This window comes from Prevotella sp. DNF00663, from assembly GCF_001553265.1.
Lineage (GTDB): Bacteria > Bacteroidota > Bacteroidia > Bacteroidales > Bacteroidaceae > Prevotella.
The window spans coordinates 41853-58528 of sequence record NZ_KQ960613.1; the positions used below are offsets into that span (position 1 = coordinate 41853).

Annotated in this window: 16 protein-coding genes; 10 read left to right on the forward strand and 6 right to left on the reverse strand. The window is 45.8% G+C overall.

Annotated features, from left to right (window positions below; genetic code table 11):
• Nucleotides 1-451: 451 nt before the first annotated feature.
• From HMPREF3034_RS04865 to HMPREF3034_RS04905, 9 genes are all read left to right on the forward strand, one after another.
• The gene (locus HMPREF3034_RS04865) at nt 452-769 is read left to right on the forward strand and encodes a nitrous oxide-stimulated promoter family protein (protein WP_036896291.1); all 318 of its coding nucleotides are present in this window, start codon (nt 452-454) and stop codon (nt 767-769) included.
• Complete coding sequence (locus HMPREF3034_RS04870; protein ID WP_062433677.1) at nt 766-1032, forward strand: DUF1294 domain-containing protein; 267 nt, start codon at nt 766-768, stop codon at nt 1030-1032. The genes HMPREF3034_RS04865 and HMPREF3034_RS04870 overlap by 4 nt, the downstream gene beginning before the upstream one ends.
• A 241-nt stretch (nt 1033-1273) precedes the next feature.
• The gene (locus HMPREF3034_RS04875; RefSeq protein ID WP_062433679.1) at nt 1274-2425 is read left to right on the forward strand and encodes a hypothetical protein; all 1152 of its coding nucleotides are present in this window, start codon (nt 1274-1276) and stop codon (nt 2423-2425) included.
• A 33-nt stretch (nt 2426-2458) separates the two neighbouring features.
• A complete protein-coding gene (locus HMPREF3034_RS04880; protein ID WP_197421731.1) occupies nt 2459-3610 on the forward strand; it encodes a GNAT family N-acetyltransferase in 1152 nt (383 codons plus the stop codon).
• A gap of 13 nt (nt 3611-3623) precedes the next feature.
• A complete protein-coding gene (locus tag HMPREF3034_RS04885; RefSeq protein ID WP_062433687.1) occupies nt 3624-5585 on the forward strand; it encodes a DNA topoisomerase IV subunit B in 1962 nt (653 codons plus the stop codon).
• A 213-nt stretch (nt 5586-5798) separates the two neighbouring features.
• Nucleotides 5799-7286: a S41 family peptidase gene (locus HMPREF3034_RS04890; RefSeq protein ID WP_231725607.1), complete on the forward strand. Its 1488-nt coding sequence runs from the start codon at nt 5799-5801 to the stop codon at nt 7284-7286.
• Nucleotides 7287-7305: 19 nt separating this feature from the next.
• Nucleotides 7306-8508, forward strand: a complete 1203-nt coding sequence (locus HMPREF3034_RS04895; protein ID WP_036896254.1) for a class I SAM-dependent methyltransferase — start codon at nt 7306-7308, stop codon at nt 8506-8508.
• Between the two features lie 28 nt (nt 8509-8536).
• Entirely contained in the window at nt 8537-9403 is an 867-nt protein-coding gene (locus HMPREF3034_RS04900; protein WP_036896253.1) for an endonuclease/exonuclease/phosphatase family protein, read from the forward strand.
• A 197-nt stretch (nt 9404-9600) separates the two neighbouring features.
• Nucleotides 9601-10050, forward strand: coding sequence for a GNAT family N-acetyltransferase (locus tag HMPREF3034_RS04905; RefSeq protein ID WP_036896252.1), 450 nt, complete (start codon nt 9601-9603; stop codon nt 10048-10050).
• A 275-nt stretch (nt 10051-10325) separates the two neighbouring features.
• Here HMPREF3034_RS04905 and HMPREF3034_RS04910 read toward each other — a convergent pair whose 3' ends face one another.
• Complete coding sequence (locus HMPREF3034_RS04910; protein ID WP_036896251.1) at nt 10326-10928, reverse strand: ribonuclease HII; 603 nt, start codon at nt 10926-10928, stop codon at nt 10326-10328.
• Nucleotides 10929-11069: 141 nt separating this feature from the next.
• Between HMPREF3034_RS04910 and HMPREF3034_RS04915 the strand changes: the two genes are divergently transcribed.
• A complete protein-coding gene (locus HMPREF3034_RS04915; protein WP_062433696.1) occupies nt 11070-11333 on the forward strand; it encodes a hypothetical protein in 264 nt (87 codons plus the stop codon).
• Here the strand turns inward: HMPREF3034_RS04915 and HMPREF3034_RS04920 are convergent.
• From HMPREF3034_RS04920 to sufB, 5 genes are all read right to left on the reverse strand, one after another.
• Nucleotides 11330-12529, reverse strand: a complete 1200-nt coding sequence (locus HMPREF3034_RS04920; RefSeq protein ID WP_062433698.1) for a cysteine desulfurase — start codon at nt 12527-12529, stop codon at nt 11330-11332. The two genes, HMPREF3034_RS04915 and HMPREF3034_RS04920, sit on opposite strands and share 4 nt — an antisense overlap.
• 2 nt (nt 12530-12531) lie before the next feature.
• Nucleotides 12532-13872 carry a Fe-S cluster assembly protein SufD gene (gene sufD / locus HMPREF3034_RS04925; protein WP_062433701.1) on the reverse strand — a complete coding sequence of 447 codons (1341 nt, stop codon included), beginning with the start codon at nt 13870-13872 and terminating at the stop codon, nt 12532-12534.
• An 18-nt stretch (nt 13873-13890) separates the two neighbouring features.
• Nucleotides 13891-14640 (reverse strand): Fe-S cluster assembly ATPase SufC, encoded by a 750-nt coding sequence (gene sufC, locus HMPREF3034_RS04930; RefSeq protein ID WP_036896248.1) that lies wholly within the window; start codon nt 14638-14640, stop codon nt 13891-13893.
• An 89-nt stretch (nt 14641-14729) separates the two neighbouring features.
• Nucleotides 14730-14996: a four helix bundle protein gene (locus HMPREF3034_RS12235; RefSeq protein ID WP_369796366.1), complete on the reverse strand. Its 267-nt coding sequence runs from the start codon at nt 14994-14996 to the stop codon at nt 14730-14732.
• Between the two features lie 176 nt (nt 14997-15172).
• Complete coding sequence (gene sufB, locus HMPREF3034_RS04935) at nt 15173-16630, reverse strand: Fe-S cluster assembly protein SufB (protein WP_036896247.1); 1458 nt, start codon at nt 16628-16630, stop codon at nt 15173-15175.
• Between the last annotated feature and the right edge of the window lie 46 nt (nt 16631-16676).

The following is a 16676-nucleotide window of genomic DNA, read 5'->3' on the forward strand; positions in this document are numbered from 1 at the left end:
GTCCGAAGAATAAGCCCTTCGTAGCCAGCAAGGTAGAGTGAAACGAAAGCGTAAAAACGCTCTCTACTTCCCACATAAAGGGAAAAAACATTACAATTAAAAGAAATTATTCGCCCTCTCCTTCATAGAGAGGGATGAGAAGAAGTACCCTATTGGGCAGTCTTTCAGACTGGATTCCCTTATCAATCTCCTTTCCGTAGGCCTAAAGGGCCACGGCTATGAAAAGGCAGTCCTTTGGACTGATGAATCCCAAATGCCTACATCGGACGAAAGATAACATATCAATAAACGCCAAACAGAGGGATGGACAACCCTGAACATGGCTACATTGTCTAAAGAACAACCCATCAATAGCCGGGGGTTGGAGCGAAGCGGAAACCTCCGGAAACAAAGACGAAACAATAAAAGAGTCTGATAAGACTCCCCAATAAAAAAGAAACTTGTGAAATCAATCAACCAAATAGAACAGGATAAACAAACCATTCGCCTGATGATAGAACTCTATTGCAGGCATCACCTACACCAAGACGCGCCGTCAAGGGAATACGTGGAACTCATCAACTATGCTTGCCGGCGTATTGACCATTGTCCTTTTGGTGTAGATAAACATGCCTGTAAAGACTGTCCGGTGCATTGTTATACGCCGCAAATGCGCGAGAAGATACGGCAAGTGATGCGGTGGAGCGGTCCGCGTATGCTATTCTATTCGCCTCGTGCCACACTCCGACATCTACAACAAATATTCAAACATCAATTCAGAAAGAAATGACTCTACAACTCGTCACCCTATATCTCCTCGGCATCAATATCATAACGCTGGCAGCCCACGGCATAGATAAATGGAAAGTTCGGCATCATCAATGGCGCATTTCAGAAGTGGTGCTCCTATTTTTAGCCTTCATTGGCGGAGCCATGGGAACTTTTCTGGGCATGCGCTTATTCCACCACAAGACACAGCATTGGAAGTTTCGCATCCTTGTACCACTACTCCTTATCCTACAAATAGCCGCCTTGGTGTATTGCCGAAGTTAAGAGAAGACACAAAAGAACACATGAAGAGCCAGTCCATGCAACTCAAGCAATCCGGCATCGCTATGCTTTTTCACCTTATTATTTGCTTTTCTGCGCTAAATTATGTAATTTTGTAGACCTATATCAACGATAAATCATTAGAAATCAACGTTTTCTAAACATAGTGAACAGAGGCAATCTTTGTCGGTTGTTCAGTATATTGAGATAGTGATTTCGAAGTAAATAGTAAAAGAAAGAAAAGATGCCATCTGTAGAAATCAAGAAGGTAGAATCTAAGAAGGAACTCAAAGATTTTATCGAGTTCCACTATGACTTATACAAAGGGAACCCATATGACGTCCCAAACCTATTCAGTGATGAACTAAACACACTCAGCCCGAACAAGAATGCTGCCTTCGACTTCTGCGAAGCCGAATACTATTTGGCTTACAAAGAAGGTAAGTTAGTAGGGCGTGTGGCTGCCATCATCAATCATAAAGCCAACGATAAGTGGGGCCAAATGAACGTTAGATTCGGATGGTTAGACTTCATAGACGACGAAGAGGTGTTGCGCGCACTGCTCAAAGCCGTAGAAGACTATGGCCGACAGAAAGGAATGCAACACGTAGTGGGGCCATTGGGATTCACCGATATGGACCCGGAAGGAATGCTGATAGAGGGATTTGACCAGTTGGGCACAATGCCTACTATCTACAACTATCCCTACTATCCACAACACATTGAGCACATCGGAGGTTTTGAAGTGGACAATCGGTATGTAGAATACAAAATAGCCGTGCCGGATACCATACCTGAAAAATTCGCCAAGATAGCATCAATGATAGAGTCAAGATACAATCTACACGTAAAAAAACTTACGAAGAAGGATGTCTTTGAAGGGGGATACGGACGAAAAATATTCGAACTCATCAACTCAACTTATAAAGACTTGTACGGATACTCAGAGCTCTCAGACAGGCAGATAGACCAATATATCAATATGTACTTGAAATTGGCCGACCTGAATCTTATCACTTTAGTGGAAGACTGGAATGCCGATAAGAAGCTGTGTGGTATCGGTATCACCATTCCCTCGCTGTCTATAGCCTTGCAAAAGTGCCACCGTGGACGACTGTGGCCAATGGGTTGGTGGCACCTGTTACGTGCCATTAAGTGTCATAAGACGGAGGGTGTAGACCTATTACTGATGGGTGTGCTGCCCGAATACCGTGCCAAGGGAACCAACGCCTTGATATTTGCCGACCTCATACCACGCTGCCAAGCCTACGGCTTCAAGTGGGGGGAGAGTCAGGTAGAGATAGAGAGCAACGAGAATGTGCAGAGTCAATGGGAATATCTGGAACGTACGTTGCACAAACGTCGTAACTGTTACAAGAAAACCATCACACAATAACGCGGCCAAGAAGCCTTTTATCTATAAAAATTGATGAGCAATATAGAAGTAAGACAGATAACGAGCCGTAAACAACTGAAGGAGTTTATCAAGTTCAGAAACGACTTATACCGCGATTGTGAGTATGCTGTACCCTTCTTATACAGCGAAGAGATGGCTACACTCGACAAGAATAAGAACGCATCGTTCGAATGTTGCCAAACCATTTACTTTATGGCTTATCGCGAGGGGAAACCGGTTGGACGCATCGCAGGTATCATCAACGAACGCGCCAACGAGGCATGGAAGAACAATACCGTACGTTTCGGATGGTTCGACTTTGTAGACGACATTGAAGTATCCCGCAGTCTGCTCAACGCAGTGGAAGAGTGGGGACACAACAAGGGTATGGATGTGATGGCAGGACCATTGGGATTCACCGATATGGATCGCGAAGGAATGCTGATAGAAGGATTTGATCAGCTCGAAACAATGTATACCAATTACAACTATCCTTACTATGCTGACCACATGGAAAGGCTCGGTGGATTTGAAAAAGACAACGACTATAAGGAGTATCTCATCAAAGTACCAGAGAAAATACCGGAAAAATTCGGCAAACTCAGCGCGATGATAGAGCAGCGATACAACCTGCATGCACACCAACTCACACGTAGAGAAATACTGAAAGAGGGGTATGGACGCAAAATATTCGACTTACTGAACATTACATATAAAAACCTTTATGGGTTCTCGCAGCTGTCAGAACGACAGATAAAACAACTCGTAGAATCCTATATGCGTATAGCCGACGTGAATCTCATATCGGTTATAGAAGATGGAAACAATCCCGGCAAGCCGGTAGGGTTCGGCGTTACGTTCCCATCTTTCTCTCAAGCGCTACGCAAATGCAATGGAAACCTGTGGCCACTTGGTTGGTGGGAAATGTTGAAAGTGGCACTATGGCACCGTACAGAGGTGGTAGACTTGTTATTGATAGGCGTTCTTCCCGAATACAGAAGCAAGGGAGTGAATGCCCTTATCTTCAATAAACTCATACAACAGTGCCAAGAATATGGTTTCAAAATTGCCGAAGCTCTGCCTCAGATGGAAACCAACGAAGGGGTACAAAGCCAATGGCAATATCTAGAATCCATACAACATAAACGCCACAGGTGCTATAAGAAACAATTGATAAAAGAATAACAACCAACGATATATGAAAGAAGAGGACAATATACCACAGACAGAACAAGTCGTCTACAACGAAGATAACATCCGAACACTGTCGGGTACGGAACACATCCGTACTCGACCGGGTATGTATATCGGCCGATTAGGCGATGGAACGTTGCCCGAAGACGGTATCTACGTGCTACTGAAGGAAGTCATCGACAATTCTATTGACGAGTTTAAGATGAATGCCGGTAAGCGCATAGAGATTGATATAGAGGATCACTTGCGCGTGACGGTGCGCGACTATGGCCGTGGAATCCCACAAGGAAGTCTTATCTCGGCCGTATCAGAGTTGAACACAAGCGGTAAATTCGACTCGAAGGCCTTCAAAAAGAGTATCGGTCTGAATGGAGTAGGTGTGAAAGCTGTGAATGCACTCAGCTCTCATTTCACCGCATCGTCGTACAGAGACGGTAAAGTAAGGGTCGCTGAGTTTGAATGTGGTAAGCTTATTAAAGATACAACTGAAGACTCTGAAGACGAAAACGGAACGTGTATTTACTTTGAACCCGACAAGACGCTGTTCAAAAACTATAGCTTTCACGACGACATCGTGGAGAATATGCTGCGCAACTACACTTACCTGAACATAGGACTGACCATTATGTTCAACGGAAGACGTATCCACAGCCGCAACGGACTGGAGGATTTGTTGAGCGACAACATGACTAACGACGGACTATATCCTATCATCCACATCGCAGGAGAGGATATCGAGATAGCCTTTACACACACCAATCAGTATGGAGAGGAGTATCATTCGTTTGTCAACGGACAGCATACGACGCAAGGCGGAACCCATCAGACGGCATTCAAGGAGCACATTGCGCGTACCATCAAGGAGTTTTTCAACAAAGGTTACGAGTATACGGACATTAGAAACGGACTGGTTGCCGCTATTGCTATCAACGTTGAGGAACCTCTTTTTGAAAGCCAAACGAAGATAAAGTTAGGGTCTCTCACCATGAGTCCGCAAGAAGGAAGCGTGAGTGTGAACAAGTTTGTGGGCGATTTCCTCAAAACTGAGGTTGACAACTATCTGCATAAAAATCCTGCCGTGGCCGAGGTGATGCAGCAAAAGATACAATCGAGCGAACACGAACGAAAGGCTATGGCCGGCGTTACCAAACTGGCACGTGAGCGAGCAAAGAAAGCTAACCTCCACAACCGTAAACTTCGCGACTGTAGAGTACACTTCTGTGACGCAAAGAACGAACGTAAAGAAGAGAGTTGTATCTTTATTACGGAGGGTGATTCGGCCAGTGGAAGCATCACCAAGAGTCGCGATGTGACCACACAGGCGGTATTCTCACTGCGTGGAAAGCCCCTTAATTCGTTTGGATTGACCAAGAAAGTGGTTTATGAAAACGAGGAATTCAACCTTTTACAGGCCGCTCTCGACATAGAAGACGGGTTGGATATGCTGCGTTACAACAAGGTGATTGTTGCCACCGATGCCGATGTTGACGGCATGCATATTCGCTTACTCATCATCACTTTCTTCCTTCAGTTCTTCCCGGAACTCATAAAGAAGGGACATGTATACGTGTTACAGACTCCATTGTTCCGTGTTCGTAATCGCAGAACGAAAATAAAAGACAAAGAAGTGATTGCAGAAGCCGATGCCAAACTGCGTAAAGGCGAGCGTAAAAACGACTTTATCACGCATTATTGTTATACCGACGAGGAACGCAAAGAGTCTATCCGACGCCTCGGTCCGGACCCGGAAATCACCCGATTCAAAGGACTTGGAGAGATTAGTCCGGAAGAGTTTGCCCACTTCATCGGCCCAGACATGCGCTTGGAACAAGTCACTCTCCACAAAAACGACCAAGTACAGAAGCTCTTGGAATACTACATGGGCAAGAATACTATAGAGCGCCAGAACTTCATCATCGACAACTTGGTAGTGGAAGAGGATATTCCAGAAGAAGCAGACTTATAAATTTGTTTCTCGAAAAGATAAGAGGTAGATGGCAAAATCTATAGAATCAAATATTAGAAGAGAACTTTCATGAATACATTAGAAAATAGAAGAAAGAGCCTAAATAAAAGTATTTTAGAGTGTAAGAGCCATTCCCATTCTCTTGCCTCTTATCTCTTCGCTTTTATATTATTGTCGTTTGTCTGTGCAGTACAAGCACAAACAAATAACAATATGCGTAAGCTACAGATAGCAGAAATGGCTATCAACAACCTGTACGTGGACAGTGTGGACGAAGAGAAACTGATAGAAGACGGCATCAGAGGCATGCTGTCGAAGCTGGATCCACATTCTTCCTATACCACAGCAAAGGAAACAAAAAGCATGAACGAACCACTTGAGGGTTCATTCGAGGGTATAGGCGTGCAGTTCAACATGGTTCAAGACACGCTACTCGTCATCCAACCGGTCACCGGTGGACCTTCCGAGCGTATGGGAATACTTGCCGGCGACCGTATTGTCAGTGTCGATGGTGTCGCCATTGCCGGTGTCAAGATGGCGAAAGAAGATATTATGAAACGCTTGCGTGGCCCTAAAGGCACGAAAGTAAAGCTCGGTGTCATCCGAAGAGGCATTGCCGACCGTCTCACTTTCACTATTACACGCGACAAAATACCCGTTAAAACCATCGACGCTACCTACATGATTCGGCCTCAAGTAGGCTATATTCGCATCGAAGGATTTGGTGCTACTACCTATAACGAGTTCATGGAAAGCGTCAAGAAACTACAACAACAAGGTATGCGTGACCTCATTCTCGACCTTCAAGAGAATGGTGGAGGCTATCTTATAGCTGCTGTCCAAATAGCAAATGAGTTCCTCCACAAAAACGATTTGATAGTCTATACCCAAGGGCGCACCGTTCCACGTCAAGAATACCGTGCTCAGGGCGATGGCAAATTGCTCGATGGAAAGGTCATTGTGCTTGTAAATGAATTCTCGGCATCGGCTGCCGAGATTGTCACCGGTGCCATCCAAGACCAAGACAGAGGTCAGGTAGTAGGCCGACGAAGCTTTGGTAAAGGGCTCGTTCAACGCCCCATCGAGTTTCCCGACGGCTCTATGATTCGCCTCACCATCGCACATTACTACACCCCAACGGGCCGTTGCATCCAAAAGCCCTATACCAAAGGCGACAACGAAGACTATGGTATGGACCTCGAAAAACGCTTCAAGCATGGCGAACTCTATAGTGCCGACAGCATCCACTTTGCCGATTCGCTGAAGTATCAGACCCTTCGACTCAAGCGAACTGTCTACGGTGGTGGTGGTATCATGCCCGATTACTTCGTTCCACTCGACACTACGCAGTACACATCTCTGCACCGTCAGTTGGCTGCCAAGAGTATTATCATCAACGCCAACCTCAAGTATGTGGACAATAACCGCAAGCGTTTGCAGAAAGAATACACTTCTTTTACCGATTTCAACGCCCGCTACACTACGCCACAGAGTCTGATAGACGAGATTATGGAGGAGGCTAAGAAGCAAAAGATCAAGCCCGTTGACAACAAAGAGCTGCAACGTACGCTCCCCACACTGCGCAACCAGCTGAAGGCACTCGTTGCTCGCGACCTTTGGGATATGAGCGAATACTTCCAAATCATGAACGAACAAAACCACGTGGTACAAAAGGCCGTAAGTCTATTGAATCATGAATAGTCGCTGAGAAGAAGTATCTATGAATACGGCAACTTCCGAATTTATCCGTCTACATGCCACTGAAGATGTGCGACAGTTGGCTTTTCAAGCCGCTCGCTACCCTGATGTAGACATGAGGTTGGCTCTCGACCAAATAGCAGGTCGACAGGCTGCCTACACGAAGTTGCCCACATGGGCTGCCACCGACGGCTTACTCTATCCTCCACACCTCTCCATGGAGCAATGCAGTTCGGAACAAACGGCACACTATAAAGCACGTTTGGCCGAACGTCTCTGCCCACATGCCGGCTCATTGGTCGACCTTACAGGCGGTTTTGGGGTCGACTTTTCTTTCATGGCACGTTCATTTACATCGTGCACCTATGTAGAGCAGCAGACTCATCTCTACGAAATTGCCCATCATAATTTTAATCTTCTAGGGCTAACACAGGCTCATATCATCTGCGGAAATGGCATTGAGCACCTTGAATCAATGCCTGCTGCCGACATCATCTTTATTGATCCGGCACGTCGAGATGCCCAAGGAGCGAAGACAGTAGCCATATCCGACTGTACACCCGACGTACTTCGACTGGTTTCGCAACTCAAACAGAAATCTCTTTATACACTCATCAAACTCTCTCCCATGCTCGATTGGCACCAAGCCGTGGTCGATATGGGCCGACAAGGCATGCCTGTTTGCGAAGTACATATCGTTTCGGTAAAGAACGAATGTAAAGAGTTGCTCCTCGTAGCCGAGGGTGAAAAGGCCGCACACAGTCCGCTCCGCGTCTTCTGTGTGAATGATAATGAAATGTTCTCTTACGACGATGAGGCCGAAGGAAACTATCCACAACGTATTCTGAATGGCGATATCACGCCCGGCAAATATCTCTATGAGCCACACGCTGCAGCCATGAAAGCCGGTTGTTATGGTTTGCTCACCAAGCAATGGGATGTGACTGCCGTCGCTTCCAACTCCCATTTATTTGTTTCCACCGATTTACAAGCCGATTTCCCCGGTCGCCGATTCCGCATCACAGCCGTCACTTCGATGAACAAGAAGAGCCTGAAAACAGCCTTGTCGAGCATCCATCAGGCTAATATAGCTACTCGCAACTTCCCTCTTTCAGCCCCTGAACTACGCAAACGACTACGACTGAAAGACGGTGGAGACGTCTATTTGTTTGCCACAACCGACACTTTGGGCAATCATCTTATCCTCATCACGAGTCCCTGTTAAGCAAATACAATCATAACTATCAAATAACATGAAACAGTTAAAGACTATCATTCTATTATCAATGGTGCTTCTGACCATCGCATTACAACCGGCAGAAGCTCGTAAAGTACAGAAAACACGCCTTACCATCGCCTCATTCAACCTGCGCATGGACACCAAAGACGACGGTATCAACCAATGGAGCAATCGCAAAGAACTCGTCAAAAGCCTTATCCGATTCCATGATTTCGACATCGTGGGAACGCAAGAAGGCTTCAAACACATGCTCGACGGCGTGGCAGAATTACCTGAATACGCTTGGATAGGAGAGGGACGCGACGGTGGAGACGATGGAGAACACTCGGCCATCTTCTACAAACGCGTCAAATACGAACTGTTGAAACATGGTGACTTCTGGTACTCAGAGACACCAAATCAAGTAGGCTTGGGATGGGATGCGAAGTGTTGCAACCGCATTTGTTCGTGGGGTAAGTTCCGCGATAAGCTCACCGGAAAAGTATTCTTTGTCTTCAACTCGCACTACGATCACGAAGGAGAGGTGGCACGTCGCGAATCTTCCAAGCTTTTACTTAAGAAAATACGCGAGATAGCAGGCACTGATGCCACCGTATTTGCCACCGGTGACTTCAACGCAGTGCCTACCGACGAACCTATTCAGACCCTTTTGGGCGACGGATTGCTGGCCGATAGCTACCGCATTACGCAACAGGCACCCTACGGAACAACCTGTACCTACCACGGATATAAAGTTCCCAAGCCCGGAAACGATTATCGTATAGACTACGTTTTCGTCACCAAGGATATTCGTATCTTGCAATACGGCAGCTTAAACGAATTGCCTTACGGCCGTTTCCCATCCGACCACTTCCCCATTATGGTCAAAGCTGAGATGTAATAAAACCTATCCTCTCCCTCTTCCTAGGAGAGGGAGAGGATGGAAGTTAGCAGAAGTAAGCTAGAATAAAAACTACTAGAAAGTTTGAAGTTAACAGACATTTGTCCATTAACTCCCGTTATCTCCCTTATAACTTCTAATTACTCCTGCTATAACTCCTTTCCCCCTTTTATCTCCCCATAACTCCTTTAAACGACATGCAATACCAAATAGAAACTGCCACAGGGCAAGATACAGAGACCATCGTACAATTCCAATTGGACATGGCACGCGAAAGTGAAGATAATAAATTGGATTATGCCACCGTACGCGAGGGCGTAAAAGCTGCCATCGAGGATGATTCCAAGGCTACATATTTATTGGCCAAAGCCCCAGAGACAGGCGACGTATTAGGCTGTCTAATGCTCACTACTGAGTGGTCTGACTGGTGTAACGCACCCTATTATTGGATTCAATCGGTATATGTACGCCCTACAGCACGTCGAAAGGGAGTCTTTAGGGAATTGTTCGAATTTGCAAAGATAGTCGCTCAGAGCGAAAATGCGGCTGCTCTACGCTTGTATGTCGACAAGAACAACAACGTTGCCCAGCGTGTGTATCAATCTTTGGGCATGCACGATAGCCATTATCTGATGTACGAGCTATAAGATTCGTCAACTTTATAGCGGCGATTATACATCGTTTCCCGTTGTTGATTTACTAATAATGTACGCCTTTTCACGAGGGAGACGAAAGACTTTCCATCCTACAACTCAAGAACTTAAAAACTCAACTCGTCTACTTGTCAACTTAAAACCATCTCCCTCTCCTTGGGGGAGAGTTGGGGTGGGGCTTCTGCAGCGCCTTCTCAGCATCGCTGCCTAGCCCTTTCAAGAATGCTGAAAAGCCCAAACAATAATGCTGTCTAGCCTCTGCAGTAACCTCAAAACTCCAAACTGAGTTCCTCATTTCCTAATAAATTATACGATTTTCGATGATAAGGAGTGATGCCATATTGCTTAATGGCCTCACGATGCTTGCGTGTGGGATAGCCCATATTGTGTTGCCAATCGTACATGGGATACTCCTTGGCAATGGATTCCATATAATCATCGCGAAAGGTTTTGGCCAAAATACTGGCCGCAGCAATGGCTTGGAACTTACCATCGCCCTTGACTATCGTAGTATAAGGCACATCGTGATAGGGGCGGAAACGGTTTCCATCGACAATAATCGCTTCCGGTCGTACCTGTAACTGGTCGAGTGCACGGTGCATAGCCAAGAAACTTGCATTGAGAATATTAATATGGTCTATCTCTTCAGGGGTGACAATGCCCACGGCCCATGCCTCTGCGTCGCGTATAATCAGTTCGCGCAGCTGATTACGTTTGGCATGTGAGAGTTGCTTACTATCATTGAGCGCAGGATTATCATAATCAAGTGGCAGGATGACGGCGGCGGCATAAACGCTTCCGGCAAGGCATCCACGACCGGCTTCGTCGCACCCGGCTTCTATTAAATTGGTATAATAATGTGGGGAAAGCATAGAGGAGTGGAGAGTTAAGAGTGAGAAGTAAGGAGTTAGAAATATTGGATATTAACTTTATTAAACCTTATTCGATATATAGTGAAATAACACTTCCACCAATTGTCCTAACTTTGCACCTACTAAAGAAAGGAATGAAAGATGGAAAAAAATATCACTCTGCCCGTACAAACAAACATGTGGAAGGACGTAACCGATAAGTTGCTTATGCCTATTGACTGGTTGCGTAACTATTATGGCAGCGTTCTGGGCAAGGAAATCACGATAAGACAGACTGCACTGTTGCTAAATGTACAAGCAGCTTTTGCCATGAGTGCACTGCCGGTAGATGGTTCTTCGCTCATGAGACTGGCTTGCTGCGGATGGTTTATCTACGCATTGAAGTGCTGCAAAGATGAACTTTAGAACATCTTTGCAACACGCTTGATACCATCGACAAACACATCTACCTCCTCCTTTGTATTGTAAAGGGCAAAGCTGGCACGCACCGTACCGAGAATACCAAGACGATTCATGAGCGGTTCGGCACAATGATGACCGGTACGAACAGCTATGCCGAGGCGATCGAGTAGGGTACCCATATCCATAGGATGAATGTTGCCGACAAGGAAACTGATGACGGCATCCTTATTGGTAGCCGTTCCGAAGATGCGCATACCGTCTATTTCCTGCATACGTCGGGTCGCATAGCGCGTAAGTTCCTGCTCATGTGCCCGGATATTATCCATTCCTATCTCGGTCATAAAGTTGATGGCTGTGGCCAAACCATGTGTTGCAATATAGTCCGGTGTACCGGCTTCAAACTTCAACGGTGGGCGCTCGAAAGTGGTTTCTTCAAACGATACGGTGGCAATCATCTCGCCACCACCCTGATAAGGAGGCATCTTCTCCAACCATTCTTCTTTGCCATAGAGCACACCGATGCCTGTAGGACCATACATTTTATGCCCGCTGAAGGCAAAGAAATCACAATCCAACTGTTGAACATCAACGGCAAAATGGGGGGCACTCTGCGCTCCATCTATCATTACCGGCACATCATGAGCGTGAGCAATGCGTATCATCTCTTCTACGGGATTCACCGTGCCAAGCACATTACTTACATGTGCAACGCTCACTAGGCGTGTGTGAGCGTTGAAAAGCCCCTGATAGACCTCCATATCAAGTTCACCGGCATCGTTCATCGGGATGACACGCAACTTGATACCGTATCGACGAGCCTGCAACTGCCAAGGAACGATATTGGAATGGTGCTCCATCGTGGAGATAATCACTTCGTCGCCGGCCTTCATAAAGCCCTCACAGAACGACGAAGCAACAAGGTTTAAACTTTCCGTAGTACCACGCGTGAAAACGATTTCCGCGGTACTGCGGGCATTGATAAACTTGCGAACGGTCTCGCGAGCAGCCTCATGAAGCTCCGTAGCCTGCTGCGACATCCAGTGAACACCACGATGTACATTGGCATTCACGTTGAGATATTCCTCGCGCATGGCATCCAATACACACAAAGGTTTCTGTGTGGTGGCCGCATTATCTAGATAAACAAGTGGTTTACCATAGACTTCGCGAGAGAGAATAGGAAATTGATTGCGATTCATAATTACTTGCAACTACAGCCCTCACACTGTTTTAATTCACCCCTAAAGCGCATTTCGACCAAATGACGGAGTCGGTCGCGAAGCGGTTCGAGTGAGATTTGGTCGATAACTTGTCCGATGAAAGCTATCTGAAGCAACATCTTAGCCTCTTTCATCCCGATTCCACGCTGACACATATAGAAGAGTGCAGCATCGTTGAGCTGTCCTACGGTGCTGCCATGCGCACATTTTACGTCGTCGGCATAGATTTCCAACATCGGTTGGGTGTACATGCGAGCCTCACGAGTAGCGCATAAATTCTGGTTGGTCATTTGAGAAGAAGTCTTCTGAGCGCCCTCACGAACCAATACCAATCCGGCAAATGCGCCTACAGCATGGTCGTTGAGCACATACTTATACAGCTCATTACTTGTACAATGAGGTACCTGATGGTCAATTACCGTATTGTTATCAACGCGTTGTTCCTTGTCGGCTATCACGCAACCGTTGCAAAAACACTCCGCCCCTTCGCCTTTGAGAGTAAGGTCGAGACGGTTGCGCGTATACCCATTATGCAATGTAATAACATCGTGGTTGACTCGACTATTGGCTTGTTGCTCTATATATACGTTGCTGACGCGTGTATTTTTAAGATGAGTCTCTTCCAGACAATACATCTCCAAGCTTGCATTCTCGCCTACATAAGCCTCTATGACCTGTGTAGCAAGGAAGTTTCGGTCGTCGGCACTGTCGTCACAAAAGAGCAACCTAGCCTCGGCACCTTCTTCCAAGACAACAAGTACACGGCGATTAACCATCAAATCGACATCCGAACGGAGGATGTTGACCACTTGAATGGTGCGGTCTACCTTCACATTTTTGGGAATATAAACCACCAATCCATCTTGTGCCAACATCGTATTCAAGGCCGTAATGGCATCTTGACCTGTCTTGGCCAGCTTGGCATAATACTTCTGTATCAATTCAGGATGTTGTGTGGCAACGGCTTTCAAAGAATCTATCATGACACCATCGGGCAATTGTCGAGGGGGTAATGACTTTGTATAAAAACTGTCGTTGACCACAAAATAGAGTTGCGTACTCAAGTTTGGAACACCACACTTGAATGCTTGATAGGGATTAACCGGTATATCCAGTCGGTTCAGATTGAGTCCGTAATCGGGCTCAAACAACTTGCTGATATCCGTATATTTATATCTTTCAACCTTCGTAGACGGGAATCCTTGATGCTTAAAGTCTTCGAAAGCCTCATCGCGGACGGTATTCATCACGTCGGCGGAGTGCTCGAAGATAGTCTGGCGTTCCTGTGTGTAAAGGTCTATATATTGCTTTTCTGCCTGCATAATATATCTCCTTTGCGTTTATTCCACCTCGGCCTTAATCCAATCGTACCCCTTGGCTTCTATTTCCTTAGCCAGTTCGGGACCAGCGGTCTTCACGATACGACCATTCCAAAGTACGTGGATGACATCAGGACGAATAATGTCGAGCAGTCGGTCGTAGTGGGTGATAACGATGGTACTGGTCTCCGGTGTCTTCAACTTATTCACACCTTCGGCCACAATACGCAAGGCATCAACATCAAGACCGGAATCAGTTTCATCAAGGATAGAGAGTTTCGGTTCCAACATGGCCATTTGGAAAATCTCATTACGCTTCTTCTCACCACCCGAAAAACCTTCATTCACACTGCGATGAGCCAATTTGGAGTCTAATTCCACGATAGCTCGCTTCTCACGCATGAGCTTCATGAACTCAGAAACGTTCATAGGTTCGAAACCTTGGTACTCACGTTTGGCATTGATAGCTGCACGCATGAAGTTGGTCATCGACACACCGGGAATCTCAACGGGATATTGGAACGACAGAAAAAGTCCCTCGCGAGCACGGTCTTCGGGTGTCATAGCCAATAAATCTTTATTGTTGAAGAGGGCCACACCGTCGGTTACCTCGTACAAAGGGTTACCGGTAAGCACAGCGCTCAACGTAGATTTACCCGAACCATTAGGTCCCATAATGGCATGAACCTCACCGTCGTTCACCGTCAGGTTGATACCTTTCAATATTTCTTTGCCAGCAATCGTGGCATGTAAGTTCTTTACTTGTAACATAAAACCTCCAAGTTAGGAGTGAGAAGTTAGGAGTGAGGAGTTAGGAAGCACCATAGACTCCGCTCAAAACATTCCCTACCCATATTATTTTATATTTTATTTAATGATTCTTTCGTTGTCTTTGTTATAGATATGAGCAACTTTCTCAATTCAGAACACTCTTTCATCAGAATTTCATATTGTGAGTTAGTAATATAATTTGTTTTTAAAAGCAAGTCCAACCAGTAGAGAGTTTCGTTACACTCTTTGAGTGATATGGTACATTTCAATAAAAAGTCTTTCCTGCTCATGCCATATTGAGCCTCCGAGAGATTAGCACCAATACTCGTTCCACTACGAGCTATTTGTTTAGAGATAACGTATTCTCCTTGCTCTCATTTCAGATATTGAGTCAATTTTATAACTCTCACAGCAAAGCCAAGCACTTTATCATACATAAACTGTCCAAAATTCTCCATGGAACATAGTATATTTTTCTTTTGAACTAGTTGCTTTAAAACTTCTCACTACTCACTCATAACGCCTCACTATATTACCCAACAGTTCCTTCAAGGGACACGGAAAGTAGCTTCTGTGCTTCTACCGCGAACTCCATGGGGAGCTTGTTAAGCACTTCCTTTGCATAACCGTTCACGATAAGCCCCACAGCCTGCTCTGTAGGGATACCTCGTTGGTTACAGTAGAACAGTTGGTCTTCGCTGATTTTCGAGGTAGTAGCCTCATGTTCTACAATAGCCGAATCGTTATGAATATCCATGTAAGGGAACGTGTGGGCTCCACATTGGCTGCCAAGAAGCAGACTATCGCACGAACTATAGTTGCGAGCGTTGTCGGCATTAGGTGTGGCGCGCACCAATCCACGATAAGAATTCTGGCTATGACCAGCCGAAATTCCTTTCGAGATAATGGTACTCTTGGTATTCTTTCCCATGTGTATCATCTTGGTTCCGGTGTCTGCCTCCTGATAATTATTGGTTACAGCCACACTATAGAACTCTGCCACAGAGTTATCCCCACGTAAAATACAAGATGGATATTTCCATGTGATGGCGCTACCGGTCTCTACCTGCGTCCACGAAAGTTTTGAGTTCACACCACGAAGATCTCCACGTTTGGTTACAAGATTAAGTACTCCACCCTTTCCATTCTCATCACCGGGATACCAGTTCTGCACCGTTGAGTATTTCACTTCGGCATTGTCCAACACAATAATTTCTACAATGGCAGCATGCAACTGGTTTTCATCGCGCATCGGAGCGGTACATCCTTCGAGATAGCTTACATAAGAGTCATCTTCGGCAATAATCAATGTACGTTCAAACTGTCCGGTATTGCGTGCATTGATACGGAAATAGCTACTCAATTCCATTGGACACCGCACCCCTTTCGGGATGAATACGAATGATCCATCGCTGAAAACAGCACTATTTAAAGCCGCGAAGAAATTGTCGCGATAGGGAACTACACTTCCCAAATACTGCTTTACCAAGTCGGGATGATTCTTCACTGCGTCTCCGATAGAGCAAAAGATGATACCTTTCTCGGCTAGTTTCTCCTTGAATGTAGTCTTTACCGACACAGAATCCATGATTGCATCCACGGCCGTACCGCTCAATGCCAATCGCTCTTCGAGTGGAATACCCAGCTTATCGAATGTCTTTGCCATCTCCGGATCAATCTCCGTATTCTTTGGCTTCTTCGCCAAAGGGTCGGCATAGTAAGATATTGCTTGATAATCAATGGGTGGAATATGAACATGAGCCCATGAAGGTTGCTTCATTGTTTCCCAAAAACGAAAGGCTTTCAAGCGAAAATCGAGCAACCATTCGGGCTCTCCCTTCTTTTGGGAAATCAGTCTCACGACGTCTTCGTTAAGACCTATGTCTATAATATCGGTATGAACGTCTGTTGTAAAGCCGAACTCATATTTCTGTTCGGCCACTTTCTTGACGTAGGCGTTCTTTTCCTGTTCGTTTACTTGATTCTCCATACATTATAAATATATAAAAGGACGTATCTCCTGTGCACGTCCTTCC